This is a genomic window from Caballeronia sp. LZ034LL (genome assembly GCF_031451215.1).
Lineage (GTDB): Bacteria > Pseudomonadota > Gammaproteobacteria > Burkholderiales > Burkholderiaceae > Caballeronia.
On record NZ_JARUXR010000002.1, the window covers coordinates 223,050 to 239,805 of the forward strand.

The 16,756-nt window shown below is 66.1% G+C and carries 17 protein-coding genes; 3 read left to right on the plus strand and 14 right to left on the minus strand.

Translation table 11 applies throughout. From position 1 onward, the window contains the following. Positions 1-120: 120 nt before the first annotated feature. On the minus strand, positions 121-534 hold the full coding sequence (locus QCE83_RS15445; RefSeq protein WP_309812337.1) for a thioesterase family protein: 414 nt from the start codon (positions 532-534) through the stop codon (positions 121-123). Between the two features lie 178 nt (positions 535-712). On the opposite strand from QCE83_RS15445, the gene QCE83_RS15450 reads away from it, so the two are divergent. Genes QCE83_RS15450 through QCE83_RS15460 form a run of 3 tightly spaced genes read left to right on the plus strand, consistent with a single transcriptional unit; the run spans position 713 to position 3,471 of the window. Beyond that, positions 713-1,846: an acyl-CoA dehydrogenase family protein gene (locus QCE83_RS15450; protein ID WP_309812339.1), complete on the plus strand. Its 1,134-nt coding sequence runs from the start codon at positions 713-715 to the stop codon at positions 1,844-1,846. Between the two features lie 2 nt (positions 1,847-1,848). After that, a complete protein-coding gene (locus QCE83_RS15455; protein ID WP_309812341.1) occupies positions 1,849-2,616 on the plus strand; it encodes a 3-ketoacyl-ACP reductase in 768 nt (255 codons plus the stop codon). 9 nt (positions 2,617-2,625) lie between these two features. After that, positions 2,626-3,471 carry a sugar phosphate isomerase/epimerase family protein gene (locus QCE83_RS15460; RefSeq protein WP_309812343.1) on the plus strand — a complete coding sequence of 282 codons (846 nt, stop codon included), beginning with the start codon at positions 2,626-2,628 and terminating at the stop codon, positions 3,469-3,471. A gap of 15 nt (positions 3,472-3,486) precedes the next feature. Here QCE83_RS15460 and QCE83_RS15465 read toward each other — a convergent pair whose 3' ends face one another. From QCE83_RS15465 to QCE83_RS15525, 13 genes are all read right to left on the minus strand, one after another. Next, positions 3,487-4,266 (minus strand): enoyl-CoA hydratase-related protein, encoded by a 780-nt coding sequence (locus QCE83_RS15465; protein WP_309812345.1) that lies wholly within the window; start codon positions 4,264-4,266, stop codon positions 3,487-3,489. Next, positions 4,259-5,854 (minus strand): acyl CoA:acetate/3-ketoacid CoA transferase, encoded by a 1,596-nt coding sequence (locus tag QCE83_RS15470; RefSeq protein ID WP_309812347.1) that lies wholly within the window; start codon positions 5,852-5,854, stop codon positions 4,259-4,261. The genes QCE83_RS15465 and QCE83_RS15470 overlap by 8 nt, the downstream gene beginning before the upstream one ends. A gap of 22 nt (positions 5,855-5,876) precedes the next feature. Next, positions 5,877-7,037: an acyl-CoA dehydrogenase gene (locus QCE83_RS15475; RefSeq protein ID WP_309812348.1), complete on the minus strand. Its 1,161-nt coding sequence runs from the start codon at positions 7,035-7,037 to the stop codon at positions 5,877-5,879. A gap of 38 nt (positions 7,038-7,075) precedes the next feature. Beyond that, entirely contained in the window at positions 7,076-8,596 is a 1,521-nt protein-coding gene (locus QCE83_RS15480) for a CoA-transferase (RefSeq protein WP_309812350.1), read from the minus strand. A gap of 1 nt (position 8,597) precedes the next feature. Continuing rightward, positions 8,598-9,071, minus strand: coding sequence for a MaoC/PaaZ C-terminal domain-containing protein (locus QCE83_RS15485; RefSeq protein WP_309812352.1), 474 nt, complete (start codon positions 9,069-9,071; stop codon positions 8,598-8,600). Between the two features lie 10 nt (positions 9,072-9,081). After that, the gene (locus tag QCE83_RS15490) at positions 9,082-9,900 is read right to left on the minus strand and encodes an aldo/keto reductase (RefSeq protein ID WP_309812354.1); all 819 of its coding nucleotides are present in this window, start codon (positions 9,898-9,900) and stop codon (positions 9,082-9,084) included. A gap of 4 nt (positions 9,901-9,904) precedes the next feature. After that, positions 9,905-10,663, minus strand: a complete 759-nt coding sequence (locus QCE83_RS15495; RefSeq protein WP_309812357.1) for an enoyl-CoA hydratase/isomerase family protein — start codon at positions 10,661-10,663, stop codon at positions 9,905-9,907. A 10-nt stretch (positions 10,664-10,673) separates the two neighbouring features. Beyond that, positions 10,674-11,840, minus strand: a complete 1,167-nt coding sequence (locus QCE83_RS15500) for a dihydrodipicolinate synthase family protein (protein ID WP_309812359.1) — start codon at positions 11,838-11,840, stop codon at positions 10,674-10,676. Positions 11,841-11,880: 40 nt separating this feature from the next. Further along, positions 11,881-12,681, minus strand: a complete 801-nt coding sequence (locus QCE83_RS15505; protein ID WP_309812362.1) for a 3-ketoacyl-ACP reductase — start codon at positions 12,679-12,681, stop codon at positions 11,881-11,883. Then, positions 12,657-13,922 (minus strand): TRAP transporter large permease, encoded by a 1,266-nt coding sequence (locus tag QCE83_RS15510; protein WP_309812365.1) that lies wholly within the window; start codon positions 13,920-13,922, stop codon positions 12,657-12,659. Before QCE83_RS15510 ends, QCE83_RS15505 begins: the two co-directional genes overlap by 25 nt. Further along, positions 13,919-14,479, minus strand: coding sequence for a TRAP transporter small permease (locus tag QCE83_RS15515; protein ID WP_309812367.1), 561 nt, complete (start codon positions 14,477-14,479; stop codon positions 13,919-13,921). The genes QCE83_RS15510 and QCE83_RS15515 overlap by 4 nt, the downstream gene beginning before the upstream one ends. Positions 14,480-14,501: 22 nt before the next feature. Then, positions 14,502-15,485: a TRAP transporter substrate-binding protein gene (locus QCE83_RS15520; protein WP_309812369.1), complete on the minus strand. Its 984-nt coding sequence runs from the start codon at positions 15,483-15,485 to the stop codon at positions 14,502-14,504. Between the two features lie 203 nt (positions 15,486-15,688). After that, positions 15,689-16,726, minus strand: a complete 1,038-nt coding sequence (locus QCE83_RS15525; protein WP_309812371.1) for a LacI family DNA-binding transcriptional regulator — start codon at positions 16,724-16,726, stop codon at positions 15,689-15,691. Positions 16,727-16,756 lie beyond the last annotated feature (30 nt).

The following is a 16,756-nucleotide window of genomic DNA, read 5'->3' on the forward strand; positions in this document are numbered from 1 at the left end:
AAGATTCCCCGCGGTTTCGCTGGAGCGCGCGACAGACCAAAACGCGCACGCCTGGTCGCTTGTGTGAAGAAGCTCTCGCCCGTCCGGGCGCGATGCAGGCATCAGCGCGTGACCACGTCCTCACTCACATGCCGCCCGGATGAACTCCGGTATCGCGACCGCCTTGAGCGTGCCATCCGCCTGCTTGATGCACAGTGCGCGCGTCGCACGAAACTCGCAGATCAGCGTGTCGCCCCGCAGGATGCGATGCGCCTGGATGAAGACCTTGTTGCGCCATTCCTCGGTGGACGTATGAATCGCGAGCGTCTCGCCATACGTAGCCGACGCATGAAAGCGGCTGTGGATTTCCAGCAGCGGCGTCCCCACGCAACCGGGCAATGCGTCCAGATTCCGCCACGGCGGCAGACCGCATTGCATGAAGTAATCGTGCGATGCGGCATCCATCCAGCGCGAAAAGTTCGGGAAGAACACGATCCCCGCGGGATCGCAATCGCCGAACTGCACCTCGACACGAAAAATCGTTTCCTTGAGCACGCGTCCGACCTCGAATGAAGTTGAGCCAGCCGTATGGTAGTGCGCCAAAACGGCCAGCGTCCAGCTAACCAGCCAGTGAATTCCGCAACTTGATAGATCGATCTACTTGGCATAGAGTAACGCTCACGGATCAGCCGATCACAGCACCCGAATGCAAGATCACAACCGAGGAGACGAGGTGATTCTGTCCACCGAACATCAGCAGGTCGCCGACATGGCCCGGCGCTTCGCCAACGAAGTCATCCGTCCACAGGCGGAGCGGCTGGACCGCGAAGAAAGCTTTCCGGCGGAGATCTACCGGCAGATGGGCGAAACCGGCCTGTTCGGCATCACCGTGCCGGATTCGCTGGGCGGCGCGGGGCTGGATTGCCTCGCGTATGCCATCGTGATGGAGGAGTTGAGCCGCGGTTATGCATCGGTCGCGGATCAGTGCGGTCTGGTCGAATTGCTCAGCACGCTGTTGAGCCGGCACGGCACGCCGGCGCAGATCGACCGCTGGCTCGGACCGCTGGTGCGTGCCGAGACGAAGGGCGCGTATTGCATCACCGAGGCCGGCGCGGGCAGCGATGTCTCCGGCGTGAAGACCACCGCCGTGCGCGACGGCGAAGGTTGGCTGCTCAGCGGCTCCAAGCTGTGGATTCACAACGCGCCCGTCGCCGATGTGGCGCTGGTGCTGGCCCGCACGGACCCCGCTGCGGGCAAGCGCGGCATGAGCATTTTCATCGTCGATTGCGCAGCGCGCGGCGTGTCGCGCGGACCGAAGGAGCACAAGCTGGGACAGCGCGCGTCGCAGGTCGGCGAGCTGCATTTCGATGAAGTCAGGCTGCCCGCCGATGCATTGCTCGGCGCCGAAGGCCGCGGCTTCCACATGATGATGAGCGTGCTCGAAAAGGGGCGTGTGGGCATCGGGGCGCTGGCTGTGGGCATCATCCAGGCTGCGCTGGAAGCGGGCATCGAACAGGCGAAGATGCGCAAGCAGTTCGGCCAGGCCATCGCCGAGTTCCAGGCCGTCCAGTTCATGCTGGCCGACATGGCCAAGGACGGCGAGGCCGCGCGCCTGCTGGTGCGCGCAGCCGCGAGCCGGATGGACGCGGGCCTCGAAGCGACCGCCGCAGCCTCGATGGCCAAGTGCTTCGCCGGCGACGCAGCCGTGCAGCACACCAGCAACGCCATTCAGATCTTCGGCGGCAGCGGCTACATTCGCGGCTACGAAGTGGAACGCCTGTACCGCGACGCCAAGATCACGCAGATCTACGAAGGCACGAACCAGATCCAGCGCATCATCATTGCGCGTCAATTAATGAAGGCATGACCATGAGTAAAAGCGCAGTCGTCACGGGTGCATCGCGCGGCATCGGGCGGGCCGTCGCGCTGGCGCTGGCCGCGGAAGGGTTCGATATCGCCGCCATCGCGCTCGGCGACGCGGAGCGTCTCCAGACGCTCGTCGCCGAAGTGGAGGCGCTCGGGTGTGCCTGCCTGCCGCTGGATCTCGACATTGGCGACATCGACCGTCATGCGGGCGCGCTCGATGCCATCACCGCGCGCTTCGGCGGCATCGACTGTCTGGTCAACAACGCGGGTGTCTCGGTGCTCAACCGTGGCGATTTGCTCGACGTGAATCCGCAAAGCTATGACCGCTGCTTCGACATCAACACGCGCGGTACGTTCTTCCTGACGCAGGCCGTGGCCCGGCAGATGACGCAGCAGACGCCGGCCGGTGAGGGTGCGCGCAGCATCGTGTTCGTGACGTCGTCGAACGCGGTGGTCGCTTCGGTCGAGCGCGGCGAATACTGCATGTCGAAGAGCGCGCTGTCGATGGCGGCGCGCCTCTTCGCGCTGCGTCTGGCGTCGCATGGCATCGGCGTATTCGAGGTGCAGCCTGGCCTGATCCTCACCGAGATGACCGCGCCGTCGAAGGCGAAATACGACGCGCTGATCGCCGAGGGCATGACCGTGACGCCGCGCTGGGGCCAGCCCGAAGACGTGGCGCGCGTGATCCGCACGATGGCGGCCGGACTGCTGCCCTATACCGTCGCGCAAGAGGTGCGCGTGGACGGCGGCCTGATGATCCAGCGCTTCTGAGGTCATGCCATGCGCGAACTGAACGGACGCGGCGATCTCTGCTGCATCAATACCGCGACGCTGGGCCATCGCGAGGCACTGGACGTGACGGCGGCGCGCATCGCGGAACAGGGCTTCGGCTGGATCACGCCGTGGCGTCACGAAGTCGATGAGACGCGTCCAGAAGCTGCCGCCAGCGCAATCCGGGCGGCCGGGCTGAAGGTCAATGCCTATTGCCGTACCGCATACTTTGCCGCGCCTGATGAAGCGGGCCGTCGCGCGGCGCTCGACTCGAACCGCCGCGCGCTGGAAACCGCGGCAGTGCTTGGCGCGCCGGTGCTGGTCGCGGTGGTGGGCGGTCTGCCGCCCGGCTCGCGCGATATCGACGATGCCCGCAAACAGATTCTCGACGGCCTCGCCGCCTTGCAGCCGACGATCGACGCGACGGGCGTGCGCATTGCGCTCGAACCGCTGCATCCGGTCTATGCCGCCGACCGCAGCCTGCTCAACACGCTCGATCAGGCGCTCGACTGGTGCGACCTTCTCGATCCGTCGCGCACGGGCAGCTTCGGTGTGGCCGTCGATGCCTACCATGTCTGGTGGGATCCGGCGCTGATGCCGGCTATCGCCCGCGCGGGGCAGCGCATTCTCGCGCTGCATGCATGCGACTGGCTCCTCGAAACCCGTGACCCGTTGCAGGACCGCGGCATGATGGGCGACGGCGTGATCGATCTCAAACGTCTGCGCGCGGCGGTGGAGGGCGCGGGCTACGACGGTCCGGTGGAAGTGGAGATCTTCTCGCGACTGGACTGGTGGACCCGTCCCGCCGACGAAACATTGCGCGTATGTCGAGAGCGTTTGTTCGAGTGCTGCTGAAGCGCTCGATTTGCGTCAACGTCCCTCATAAAGCGGCGGACGCTTCTCCCTGAAACTGCGAATGCCTTCCGCCGCGTCCTGCGTGCTCGCGGCGAGTGCGCCTGCCATCGCTTCGAGCGTCGCAGCAGAGTCCTCGCCGCTGGCGGCGTTCACCAGTTGCTTCGTCAGCTGCAATGCCACCGGCGCACGCGCGGCCATCTCTCGCGCCAGTTCGTGTGCGCGTACCGCCAGTTGCTCGCGCGGCACGACTTCATGGACCAGCCCGCAGGCGTGGGCATCGGCGGCGCTCAGGCGTGTGCCGCTCAATGCTAGATACTTCGCGTGGCTTGCGCCGATGAGCCGCACCAGCCGCTGCGTGCCCGACCATCCGGGACATGTCGCGATGAATGCTTCCGGCAGCGCAAAGCGGGCTTCCGTGGCCGCAATGCGCACGTCCGCCGTGAGCGCCAGTTCGAGTCCGCCGCCGAACGCATGGCCGTTGACCGCCGCGATCACCGGCTGACGCAGCCGCGCCCATTGATCGAAGACCTGATGTCCGCGGCGGACCCAGCGCCGCCACATGTCGAGCGGTTCGAGCGCGGCCCATTCGTTGATGTCCGCCCCGACGCAGAATGCCGTGGCGCCGCTGCCCGTGAGGATGACGACGCGCGTCGCCGTGTCGGCTTCGAGATCGCGCGCGATCTGTTCCAGCTTTTCCAGCATCGCGGGCGTCAGCGCGTTGAGCTTGTCCGGCCGCTCCAGCGTGACCGTGGCGACGTGAGCCTCGCGGGCGACGGAAACAAAATGATCAGTCATGGCGGGGCTCGTGAGATTTCAAGCGCAATCCGAAGGGCGCGTCGGTGAACAGGGCAGGGTCCATCGGGCGCAGGTCGGGCGACACCTTCAGCGCGACTTCGGCCTGCTCCAGGATGTCGCGTTGCAGGTCCACGCCGGGCGCGATCTCGGTCACGGTGAGGCCGTCTTCGAGCAGATCGATGACGCAGCGCTCGGTAACATAAGTCACGCGCTGCCCGCGCTCGCGGCCTACGCGTCCGCTGAACGTGATCTGCTCTGCCGCCTGTACGAACTTGCGGGTGCGGCCTTCCTTCAGGATCGCGAGCTTGCCGTCGCCCACCTGCAGTTGCGCGCCTGCGGTGAAGAAGCCGGAAAACACGATGCGCCGCGCGTGGGCCGTGATATCGACGAAGCCGCCGCAGCCCGCAGTCAGATACGGCTTCGCTGCGAGCCGCGAGACGTTCACGCTGCCGTCGCCATCGACTTGCAGGAAGGACAGCAGCGCGATGTCGAAACCGCCGCCCTGAAAGTATGTGAACTGATTCGGTGAAGGCACGATGGCATCCGCATTCGACGCACAGCCGAACGCAAAGCCGAGCAGCGGCATGCCGCCGACAGCGCCTTGCTCGATGGCCCATGTCACCGCGCCATGCAGGCCTTCTTCGAGCAGGATGCGCGGCACGTTGGCCGAGATGCCGAAGCCCAGGTTGGCGGCATGGCCGTGCGCGAGTTCCATCGCCGCACGTCGGGCGATGACTTTCTCCGGCCCCCACGGCGTGGGCTCGAAAGCACTCGATGGCAACGCGATCTCGCCGCTGATGGCGGGGTCATAGGGCGTCTGGGTCGTCTGCCACTGGTCCGGATCCACGATGATGTAATCGACCAGATTGCAGGGCACGCGCACATCGTGCGGACGCAGCGTGCCGGACTTCACCACGCGCTTGACCTGCGCGATCACGATGCCGCCATGATTGCGCGCGGCCAGCGCCTGATCGATCCCGCCGAGCAACGCGCCTTCGTGCTCATAGCTCAGATTGCCCGCTTCGTCGGCGGTGGTGGCGCGGATGATCGCCACGCGCGGCACGAGCGCCGGGAAGTAGAGCCAGTCTTCGCCGTCGAAGGACACGCGCCGCACGATCGGCCGCGCGGATGCTGCGGCATTCATCGCGCAGCCTTGCAGATCGGGATCGACGAAGGTGCCCATGCCGACTTTCGTCAGCACGCCGGGACGTCGCGCGGCGGAGTCGCGATGCATGTCGAACAGGATGCCGCTCGGAACGTTGTAGGCCTCGATCCGGTTCTCGACGATCATGCGCCAGATGTCCGGCATCGGCAGCGAAGAAGGCCCGCTCGGATAAGAACCCGCCAGCGTGCGTGCGAGCAGTCCGGGCCGCGCGAGATGATCGATGCCCTTGACGCCGTACATGTCGCCCGCGGCGATCGGGTTCAGCGTCGTGAGATTGCGCGGCTGGCCCTCGCGCTCGAAGCGCGCGCCGATGGCCGCCAGCATCTTGTCGGGGCAACCGAGCGCGCTCGACGAACTGATGCTGACGACATCGTCCGTGCGGATCAGCCGGGCCGCAGCTTCGGCGGTGATGAGTTTGTTCATGTCGTGAGGGAGAGGGCTGGGCTCAGCGGTGCAGGTCGAACAGCGCTGCGCCGCGCTTCAGCGCATTGCGCGCGATGATGCCGCGATGAATTTCCGAGGTGCCGTCGAAGATGCGGTAGACGCGCGCATCGCGGTAATAGCGTTCGATGGCCAGTTCCTTGCAGAACCCCATGCCGCCGAACACCTGCACCGCGCGGTCCACCACGCGGCCAAGCGTTTCTGACGACTGCACCTTGACCATCGAGATCCAGTCGCGCGCGTCCAGCCCCGCGTCCATCATGCTGGCCGTGTTGAGCAGCATCAGCCGCGCCGCGTTGATTTCCATCACGCTGTCGGCGATGAGCTGCTGGATCATCTGGAAGTCGCCGATGCGTTCGCCGAACTGGCGCCGCTCGCCCGCATAGTCGATCATCATTTCCAGCACATGTGCCGCCTTGCCAATGCCGCGCGCGCCCACCAGCGCGAGGCGCACACGGCCGAGCATCCGCATGGCGAGCCGGAAGCCTTCACCCTCGCGTCCGAGCAGCGCGAGCGGTTCCAGCGGGACATCGTCGAAGAAGAGTTCGTGATGGGGCGTGCCGCGCAGGCCCATCATCGGCTGATCGCGGCCCACGGTGAAACCCGGCAGCGCCTTGTCCACCACGAACAACGAGATCTCCTGCTCGCCGGTGCGGGCCGAGACGAGGAAGAAGTCGCTCCATTGCGCGTCGCTGATGAAGTGCTTGCTGCCGTTCAACACCCAGCCGGACGGGGTTTTGCGCGCCGTGGTGCTGATGGCTTGAGCGTCCGAGCCCGCGCCGGTTTCGGTGATCGCGAGACCGCAGGTGCGCTCGCCGCGGATCGCGGGCGCGAGCCAGCGCTCGATCTGCTCGCCTTCGCAGGCCAGCAGCGCGTCGTAGACGTTGCCGAAGGCGCGCCGCACGAGGATGTCCGAGCTATGGCCGAACTGTTCCTCGCACAGCATGGCATCGACCGTATTCAGTCCGCCGCCGCCCAGTTCGGCGGGCATGTTGACCGCGTACAGGCCGAGCGCCCGGGCGCGCTTTTGCAGATCGCGCGCACGCTCCGGCGACAACACGCCCTCGTCCTCCACCTGTTGTTCGAGCGGCTGCAACTCGGTCCGCACGAAGCGGCGCGCCGTTTCGATCAGCATCTTCTGCGTGTCGCTCAGCGTGAAGTCCATCGGCTTCCGTACTCCCTATGCCTGAATTTAACCGCTGCCTACGCCGTGGCCACGCGCTCGCGCAGCGACGGATGCAGCGCCACCTCGAAGGGCATGCGTTCGAGCACATCGCGCACGAGATCCACGCCGGGCGCGACCTCGATCAGCTGCAAGCCCTGCGCCGTCAGTTCGAAGACGGCGCGCTCGGTCACGTAGATCACCTGCTGGCCGTCGGCGCGGGCGCGCTTGCCGCTGAAGGTGATGTGGCGCACCTGCTCGACCAGCTTCGGCACCGCGCCATGACGGCGGATATGCACCTTGCCGTCTTCGTGCTCGACTTCCAGTCCCTTGGCTTCGAACGCGCCGCAGAAGACCACCTTGCGCGTGCGCTGCGTGATATCGACAAAGCCGCCCGGCCCGACGATGTTCTCGCCCAGCCACGAGACGTTCACGTTGCCTTGCGCGTCCAGTTCGCCCATGCCGAGAAACGCGATGTCGATGCCGCCGCCGCTGAAGAAGTCGAACTGGTCGTTGGATTTGAGGATCGCGCTCGGATGGCGCGTTGCGCCGAACAGATCGCCGCCCAGCAGTTCGCCGTTGTGCGAACCTTGTTCGATCACGGTCCAGCTGATCTCGCGGCCTTCCGCGTGCGCGACGGCGGGAATGCCGTCGGGCAGGCCGTAGCCGAAGTTGACGCAGGCGCCGGGCGCCAGTTCCTGCGCGGCGCGTTTCGCGATCAGATAGCGGAGACCTTCGGGCAACGGCGGCGGCGTGCGCGTGCCGGGCGCGGCCAGTTCGCCGCTGATGGTGGCATCGTAGGCCGCGCCGGTGGTCTGCTTCTGCTCCGCATGTACGCAGATCTGATCGACCAGCACGCCCGGCACCGTGACCGCGCGCGCGGGCGCGATCGGCGTTGCGGACACGTCGCGCACCTGGGCGAACACACGGCCGCCGCTGTTGTGGGCGGCGAGCGCGGCGGCGAAGGCGTCGATGTCGGCGGGTTCCTCGCGCGAGGTGAGATTGCCTTGCCCGTCCGCCGTGGTGCCGCGCACGATGGCGAAGTCGATCCGAAAGTGCTTGTACCAGAGCAGTTCCTTGCCGCCGAGCGTGACCACTTCGACCAGATCCTCGCGGGCGCGAGCGTTCACCCGGCCGCCGCCGTGACGCGGATCGGCGAAGGTGTCGAGGCCGATATGCGTGACGAGTCCATGACGGCCCGCGCCGGCTTCGCGGATCAGTGTCTGGATCACGCCGGCGGGCAGCGTATAGGCTTCGATGCGTTCTTCGCGCGCAAGCGTCTGCATGCGCTTCGACCAGGTCCAGTGACCGCCGATCACGCGCCGCACCATGCCTTCGTGCGCAAAGCGGCTGATGCCGCTCTCCTGGCCGTCGCCGATGCCGAGGCCATGGATCAGCGTGAGATCGCAGGGATGACCCGTCGCGAGAAAGCGCCGCTCGATGGCCGCCGCGATGTGATCCGGCTCCACCAGCCCGCCGCCGGAACCGCTCAGCACGACCGTCGCGCCGTCGAAGACCGCTGCCGCCATCGTATCGGCGTCAACCAGATTGGCTTGCTTCATTTCATCGTTCCTCGTTGCTCGTCTTCACGGCATGGGCGCGGGTCCGCACCATCAGCACGTTGAGTCCTTCCTGGATCACCACATCGTCCTGATTGCGCACCTCCACCTGCAAGCGCACGATGCCGCGGTCGGCGCGCTTCGTCGGACGCTTGTCGAGCACGCTGATGCGCCCCTGGATGCGGTCGCCGATCAGCACCGGCTTGTGGAAGCGATAGATCCATTCCAGCGTCGCGACCGAAGCGAGACTCGTGGCCGCGCGGTTCTTCAGTCCATCGACCATCGCGAGACACAGCAGTCCATGCGCGATGCGGCCAGAAAAGCCGACACTGCGCGCGAAGTCGTCGTCCATGTGGACGTCGAAGAAGTCGCCCGAAAGGCCGGCGAACTGCACCACATGGCTTTCGGTGACGACGATGCCCGAGGTTGCGAAGCTGAGCCCCGGCTCGATCTCTTCGAAGAGCAGCGGTTGGGTCATGATTGTTCCTTCAGTCGAAGTCGGGCGCGTCGGGCACGCGTTCGCGATTGACGATGCGGTAGTTCGTCGAGTTGAGCGCGTCGATGCGATCCATGTCGATGCTCGACAGCGTGAAGTCCATCACGTCGAAATTGGCCTGGATGTTCTCGCGCCGGGTGGACATCGTGTTGATGGTCACGCCCTTCTGCAGGATCCAGCGCAGCGCGGCCTGCGCAGCCGTCTTGCCATAGCCCGCGCCGATCTCCTCGAACAGCGGGTATTTGAAGATCTCTCCGCGCGCCACCGAGCAGTACGACGACAGCGGAATGCCCGTCTCCGTGGCCGTGCGCAGCAGTACGCGCTGATCGAGCAGCGGATGAAACTCGACCTGGTTCGTGATGAGCGGGAGCTTCGTCGCGGCCTTCGCGGTGCGCATCATCGCGGCGGTGAAGTTGCTGATGCCGATGTGGCGCGCAAGGCCCGCCTGCACCGCTTCTTCGAGCCGTTGCACCGAGGGCGCGACATCGCCATGAGCGGGCGGCCAGTGCAGCAGCAGGATATCGACCTGATCGATCTGCAGTTTCGCGAGGCTCTCGCGCAGCGACGGCAGGAAGGCTTCGGCGGTATCGTTGGCCGGCGCGATCTTGGTCGTGATGCAGAGGTCTTCGCGCTTCATGCCCACGGCTTTAAGCGCCGTGCCGACGTCGGCTTCGTTGCCGTACATCTGCGCGGTGTCGATGGCGCGGTAGCCGGTGTCGACCGCGATGCGCAATGCGTCCCGAAGCGCCTGGCCTTGCAGCGGCCAGGTGCCGAACGCGCGTTGATGAGTGCCCTGGAAGAGTGGATTCATGGTGTCAGAAGGAAGCAGTGGTCTTGTCGAAGAAGGCGCGGATGCCGCGTTCGGCGTCCGCACTGGAACGGATCGCGAGCGCGGCTGCCGGATAGGCCGTGCGGGCGTCCTTGTGGTCGTCGATGATGAGCGCCTTCGCCTGCGCAGCAGCGCGTGGTGAGATCTGGCACAGGCGCGTGGTCCAGTCGTCGAGACGGGCGGGCAGGTCTTGCGGCAAGCAGACTTCGTTGAGCACGCCCCAATGCAGCGCCGTGCGCGCGTCGATCTCGCGCGACAGCAGCACGGCTTCGAGCGCGCGTCCGCGGCCCGCGATGCGTTGCAGCCGGTCGCCGCCTTCCCAGCCCGGAATGGCGCCGATGGCGACTTCCGGGAAGCGCAGGCGCGCGCCATCGGTGGCGAGCCGCAGATCGCAGCACAGCGCCAGTTCCAGTCCGCCGCCGAAGCACAAGCCCTCGATCACGGCGACGGTCGGGCAACGCAAGCGCTCGAAGCGTCCGAACAACTCGTTGCCCTTGCCGATCCATTGCAGCGCGAAGGTCTCCGGATCGAGCGCCGACCATTCGCGGATATCCGCACCGGAGCAGAACACGCCGCCTTCGGCGCCGCGCAGCACGACGGCGCGGATCGTATCGTCCTGCTCGACGCGCGCGATGGCGTCGTCGAGTGCGGCGAGCATCGCGAAGTCGAGCGCGTTGGCCTTGCCCGGATTGCTCAGTTGCAGCGTGAGCACTGCGCCGTCGCGGCGCGCGAGTAGCTGTCCCATGCGCGGCGCCTCAGTCCTGGGTCACGCCGTGGACGGCGAGGAAAGTCTTCATGCGCGTCACCGCGAGTTCAGGTTGCCGCAACAGACCGGCGGCATCGGCGAGTTTGAAGAGATCGACGAAGTAGGGCAGCGGGCGCATGGCCTGATGGCCGGCCAGCATCGTCATGTTCGGCTGATGGCCGTTCAGCCAGGCCAGAAAGACGATGCCGGTCTTGTAGAAGCGCGTCGGCGCCCGAAAGATGTGGCGCGACAGCGGCACCGTGGGCGCGAGGATGTCGAGGAAGCGCTCGCGCCGTCCCGCTGCCAGTTCGCCAAGCGCAGCCGATGCGGCGGGCGCGATGGCATCGAAGATGCCGAGCAGCGCGTGCGAATAGCCTTGCTCGTCCCCGGCTATCAGTTCCGGATAGTTGAAGTCGTCGCCGGTGTACATCTTCACGCCGGCAGGCAGCAGGCGGCGCATGTCGATCTCTCGTTGCTTGTCCAGCAACGACACCTTGATGCCCTCGACCTTCACCGCGGATTCCGTCATGACCTCGAGTGCGATGTCGCGCGCGGCGCTCAGGTCGTCGGTGCCCCAGTAGCCGGCCAGCGCGGGATCGAACATGTCGCCGAGCCAGTGCAGGATCACCGGCTGATCCACCTGCGCCAGCACCCGACGATACACCGACACATAGTCCGCCGGCGTGCGCGCCACGCGGGCCAGCGCGCGGCTCGCCATCAGGATCAGGCGGCCGCCGGCGGTCTGGATTGCATCGACCTGTTCGAGATAGGCGCTCACCACGGCATCGAGCGAAGTGACGGAGGCGGGATCGAGATGATCCGTGCCGCAGCCGTTGAAGACCGGCACCGGACTGTCCGACAACTCCGCGCGCGTGCGGCGGATCAGTTGCAGCGAGTCCTTCCAGCTGAGGCCCATGCCGCGCTGGGCGGTGTCCATCGCCTCGGCGATGCCGAGCCCCAGCCCCGCGAGATAGCGGCGGTATTCGAGCGTCCTGTCCCAGTCGATCCGGCCGCCCTCGGACGGTTCGACGTCGGCGAACGGATCGGCCACGACGTGCGCCGCCGAAAGCGCGATACGGTTGAACGGTGCTGCGGAGCGAGCGTCCGGCAGCGGCGTGCCGGCGAGCGTGTAGCGCTCCAGCGCGCCGGTCGATGTGGGCAGTTTCAGGCTGTTCATAGGGCGGGACCCGGGGTCATCGGAAGAAGAGGGAAAGCGCTCACAGGCGCGGAACCGACAGCGCGCCGTCGATGTTGAGCACGCTGCCCGTCGCGAACTGCATCTGTCCGGAGGCCAGCGCCGCGACCGCCGAAGCGACGTCGGCCGGCATGCCCCAGCGGCGCATCGGCACGACGCCGTCCGCGATGCGTTCGTCATGGCGCGCGGCAACGGCCTCCGTCATCGGCGTGCGGATGATGCCGGGGCGAATCTCGAACACGCCGATGTTCAACGGCGCGAGGCGCAGCGCGAACAGCTTGGTGAGCATGCCGAGTCCGGCCTTCGACATGCAGTATTCGCCGCGCTCCGTCGACGCGAGTTCGGCGCTCACCGACGACACCGTGACGATGGTGCGCGCGTGTTGTGCAGGATGCGTGTCCTCCGCCATGTGACGCGCTACCGCCTGCGTAAAAAAGAACGTGCCGCGCATGTTGATGTCGATCACCTTGTCATAGGAACGCTCGCCGAGTTCGAGCAGGTCGCCGCGCGCGTCGGCGGACACGCCCGCGTTGTTCACGAGACAGGCGATCGGTCCGCATGCCGCGACGATGCGCTCGACCAGCGCGCGATGCGCGCCGCTGTCGGCGAGATCGTGTTGCCAGAAGGCCGCACGTGCGCCATGCGCTTCGGCGGCGGCAAGCACCTGGTCAGCGCCGTCGTCCGCGATGTCGAGCAGCGCGAGATCGAAACCCTGCCGCGCCAGTTCCGTCGCAATGCCCGCACCGATGCCGCGCCGCGCGCCGGTGATCAGCGCCAGCGGCCGGGCGGCGCGTGCCGCTAGTAGAGAAGATGAGGAAGCCATTCGGAGAACGCGGGCACGAAGGCCAACAGCAGGATGGTGACGAACATGATCGCCATGAAGGGCAGCATCGGGCGCACCAGGTTGACCATCCTGATGTTGGCGACGCCGGTGACGATGAAGCATGCAGTGCCGATCGGCGGCGTCACGAGCGAGATGCCGACGATGGCGATGGCGAGGATCGCGAAGTGCACGTCGCTGTAACCGGCGTCCTGCGCGATCGGCAGGAACAGCGGGATCAGCAGGATCAGCGCGGGAATGCCGTCGAGCAGCGCGCCCAGCAGCCAGAACACGACCACGATGAACACCGTGAAGACGAAGCGGTTGCCGGTCAGTTGCGAGGCGAACTCGGCCACCTGCTCGCCCACCGAGTTGTACGCCAGCATGTAGCCGAGAATCTGCGCGACGCCCACCAGCGACAGCACGATGGCGCTGGTGCGGCCCGCCTTGATGAGAATGCCGGACCAGGCGCGCGCAGGAATCGAGCGTTGCAGCAGCGTGATGATGGTCACGTAGGCCACCGCCGCCGCCGCGGATTCCGTAGCGGTGAAGAAGCCCATGAAGATGCCGCCGAGGATGATGACGGGGGCGCCGAGCGCCGGGATCGCGAGCAGGAAGGCGCGGCCCAGTTCGCGCACGCTGAAGTGGACCGGCGCCACCGGCGGCTCCGACCGCGCGCGGTACATGATGATCAACATCTTCGTGACGCCGACCAGGATGGCCGGCAAGGTGGCCGCGAGAAACAGCTTGGTCACCGACATGTTCGCGACCGTGGCGAGCACGATGATGGTGATCGACGGCGGAATCAGGATGCCGGTGCCGGCCGCCGCCGCGATGATCGCCGACGACCATTCCTTGCGATAGCCGGCCTTTTCCATCGAAGGCAGCATGGCCGAGCTGATGGCGGCAGCGTCCGCGTTGACCGAGCCGCTCAGGCCGGAGAACACCATGGTCGAGGCCACGGCGCTCACACCCAGCCCGCCCGGCACACGGCCCACCAGCAGGTTCATGAAGCTGACCAGCTTGCCGGCCGAGCCCGAGTGAAACAGGATCTCGCCGGCGAGGATGAACAGCGGCACGGCGAGCAGCGTGAACGAGTCCACGCCGTGATACATCGCCTGCGCGATGTTGGTCAGCGGCAGGCCCTGCATCAGGCCGTCGATGGTGCCCACCACGCCCAGAGAAGCGATGATCGGCGCGCCAGCCAGCACGAACAGCGCGAGAAGTCCGATGGTCAGAATCATTGCGTCCTCGTTTCGGCAGAACCGTGTGCGTGGGCATGAACGGGGTCGGCATCGGCATGCGCGAGCAGGTCCCAGGCATGCGCCAGCAGATGCAGCAGGCCCAGCGCACTGCCGGCCGGGATGGCGGCGAACGAGATCCATTGCGGGATGCCGCTCGGCGTGATCTGGTCGAAGCCCAGTTGCATGAACTGCCAGCCGCCCCAAGCGAGCGCGACCAGCAGCGCGCCCATCAGCAGCATCTGGACGAGCGATGCAAGCACGAGCCAGCGGCCCGAGAGCCGGTCTTCGAACAGTTCAAAGGCCACGTGCACCCGGTCGCGCACACCGACCGCGATGCCGATGAAGGTCATCCAGATCATCAGCGTGACGCTGACCTCGATGTTCCACGAGAGCGACACATGGAAGACGAAGCGGGACACGATGCCCGCCAGCACGACGCAGAAGATCGCGAAGACCAGGACGGCGATCAGCAGATCTTCGACGCTCGCGAGCACGCGGAACGGCGCAGTCTGGTTGATGCCGTCCCTGCGCGCGGAGGAACGCGAATCGGGTTTCATGGCGGGCACCTGAGGCGGTTGATCAGAGGTCCGGCAGGTACTTCGCCAGCTCGGCGAAGTTCGAGCGGTACTTGGCGTAGATCGGCTTGACGGCTGCGCGGAACGCGGCGCTGTTGGTGTCGTTGAATTCGACGCCGTTCTTCTTTGCTTCGGCGAGATACTTCGCGTCCGACGCCAGCCACAGTTCGCGCTCGTGCTGCTGGGCCTGCGCGGCGGCCTGCTTCACGGCGTCCTGCTTCTTCGGATCGAGCGAGTCGAACCACTTCTTGCTGGCCAGCATCGGGTCGATCGAGAAGAAGTGGTTCGTGTAGGAGTAATGCTTCGCCACCTCGCTGTGATGCTGCTGGACGAAGAAGGTCACCGAGTTCTCGGCGCCGTCCACCACGCCCTGCTGCAACGCCGAATAGATCTGCGTGGTGTCCAGCGGCGTGGCCTGCGCGCCGAACTGGTTGAACGTCGCGATCATGATCTGGTTGCCCTGCGTGCGGATCTTGAGGCCCTTCATGTCGTTGGGCTCGTTGATGGCGCGCGTGCGGTTGTAGACGCTGCGCAGACCCGAATCGAACCAGCCGAGCAGCACGAAATCCAGCTTCTCCAGAATGCCCGCGTAAGCCTCGCCGAGCGCGCCATCCTGCGCGGCGAACAGCGTCTTGCGGTCCGGGAATGCAAAGGGCATCGCGAACAGACCGAGGCGCTTGTCATAGCCTTCGAGGTCTGCCACGTTCGCCACCGTGATCTCCAGCGTGCCGTTGCGCAGCTGCTCGTTCATGCGGGTATGCGAACCGAGCACGCCGTCCGGGAACACGCGTGCGTCGAAGCCGGTGGTCTCCTTGAGCCGCTTCGCCATCAGGTTCTCGGTGATCACTTCCGGGTTGTGCCGGTCCACCACGTCGCCGATGCGGATCGTCTGGCTGTCCGCACTGGCCAGCCGTGGCAGGCAACCGGCCGCCGCCGAGGCGACCGTGAGCGTCAGGAGTTTTCTGCGAGAAAGAAGGTAGTCGCGCATGCGTCGGATTCCTGTGATTCTTATGGCCGTGGCGCACGACAGGCGGCACGGATGGGCCTTCGACCGTCGTGCTACGCACACGCTTCCGGCCGTCTGGTAGATTGAGTAGATCGATCTACCTGGAAGGTTAGGGGCAGCTTCAATGTGACGCAAGCGGATTTTTATAAGGGAAACCCGAACGGGCGAAGCCGCGGGCGCGACGCTCAGGCCGCGCCGGGACGTCCGCCGCAGGTGCCGCGAATGATCAGCACAGGGTCCGAGAGGATGCGCGTGGCGGTGCGCGACGGCTCCGTCATGCGCTTGAGCAGCAGGTCCGCGGCGCTCTGGCCGATCTCGTCCTGCAAGACCTGGACCGTGGTGAGCGGCGGCTCCCAGAGCGCGGCTTCAGGGACGTCGTCGAAGCCGACTACGCCGAAGTCGCGGCCCGGTTCGATGCCGTGCGCGCGCAGACCGAGCATCACGCCGAACGCGACGATGTCGTTGCCGCAGACCACCGCCGTAGGCGGATTCTTCAGGCGCAGGAGTTCGGTGATGATGCGCTTGCCGTCGTAGCGCGTCAGCGGCGAGGGCACGAGCAGACGTTCGTCGAACTTGATCTTTGCGGCCTGCAAGGCCTCGCGATAGCCTTCGGCGCGATCGCTGCCGGTGGAGGCGCGCATGATGCCGCCGATCATCGCAATGCGCTTGTGGCCGAGCCCGATCAGATGCGACGTCGCGAGCGCCATGCCGCGGCGGTTGTCGACGCCGACGTAATCGGCTTGCAGTCCGCTCACATAGCGCGATGCGAACACGCACGGGATGCCCCACGCCAGCACCTGGCGCATCTGCGTGGCCGTGGTGGATTCGGTCGGACAGACGATGAGGCCGTCGATGTTGTGCTGCCTCACGGTTTCGAGAAAGCGGCTTTGCCGGTCGAGCGACTCGTCCGTGTTGCCGAGCAGCGTCATGAACCCCTGCGTGCTGAGGCTCGCCTCGATGGCGCGGACCAGCATCGTGAAGTAGGGATTGGCGAGGTCGTTGACGACCACGCCGACGGTGTGCGTCTGGTTGCTGCGCATGCCCGCCGCATGGCGGTTGTAAACATAGCCCTGGCGTTTGAAGGCTTCGAGTACGCGTTCGCGGGTGGCTTCGGAGATGCGCGGACTGTTGCGCAGCACGAGAGAAACCGTGGCGCGGGACAGGCCGAGTTCATTGGCGATGTCCAGCAGCGTGACGGGAGAGCCTGGTTTGCCTCGGGACATGAGGAGCGCTTGAAGATTCGTATGTCCGGA

Bases quoted from the DNA above. Each gene is read 5' to 3' on its own strand.
- QCE83_RS15515 (WP_309812367.1), bottom strand. From the start codon at position 14,479: ATGAAACCCGATTCGCGTTCCTCCGCGCGCAGGGACGGCATCAACCAG.
- QCE83_RS15460 (WP_309812343.1), top strand. From the start codon at position 2,626: ATGCGCGAACTGAACGGACGCGGCGATCTCTGCTGCATCAATACCGCG.
- QCE83_RS15475 (WP_309812348.1), bottom strand. From the start codon at position 7,037: ATGGACTTCACGCTGAGCGACACGCAGAAGATGCTGATCGAAACGGCG.
- QCE83_RS15465 (WP_309812345.1), bottom strand. From the start codon at position 4,266: ATGACTGATCATTTTGTTTCCGTCGCCCGCGAGGCTCACGTCGCCACG.
- QCE83_RS15510 (WP_309812365.1), bottom strand. From the start codon at position 13,922: ATGATTCTGACCATCGGACTTCTCGCGCTGTTCGTGCTGGCTGGCGCG.
- QCE83_RS15520 (WP_309812369.1), bottom strand. From the start codon at position 15,485: ATGCGCGACTACCTTCTTTCTCGCAGAAAACTCCTGACGCTCACGGTC.
- QCE83_RS15470 (WP_309812347.1), bottom strand. From the start codon at position 5,854: ATGAACAAACTCATCACCGCCGAAGCTGCGGCCCGGCTGATCCGCACG.
- QCE83_RS15495 (WP_309812357.1), bottom strand. From the start codon at position 10,663: ATGGGACAGCTACTCGCGCGCCGCGACGGCGCAGTGCTCACGCTGCAA.
- QCE83_RS15490 (WP_309812354.1), bottom strand. From the start codon at position 9,900: ATGAATCCACTCTTCCAGGGCACTCATCAACGCGCGTTCGGCACCTGG.
- QCE83_RS15505 (WP_309812362.1), bottom strand. From the start codon at position 12,681: ATGGCTTCCTCATCTTCTCTACTAGCGGCACGCGCCGCCCGGCCGCTG.
- QCE83_RS15500 (WP_309812359.1), bottom strand. From the start codon at position 11,840: ATGAACAGCCTGAAACTGCCCACATCGACCGGCGCGCTGGAGCGCTAC.
- QCE83_RS15455 (WP_309812341.1), top strand. From the start codon at position 1,849: ATGAGTAAAAGCGCAGTCGTCACGGGTGCATCGCGCGGCATCGGGCGG.
- QCE83_RS15480 (WP_309812350.1), bottom strand. From the start codon at position 8,596: ATGAAGCAAGCCAATCTGGTTGACGCCGATACGATGGCGGCAGCGGTC.
- QCE83_RS15485 (WP_309812352.1), bottom strand. From the start codon at position 9,071: ATGACCCAACCGCTGCTCTTCGAAGAGATCGAGCCGGGGCTCAGCTTC.
- QCE83_RS15525 (WP_309812371.1), bottom strand. From the start codon at position 16,726: ATGTCCCGAGGCAAACCAGGCTCTCCCGTCACGCTGCTGGACATCGCC.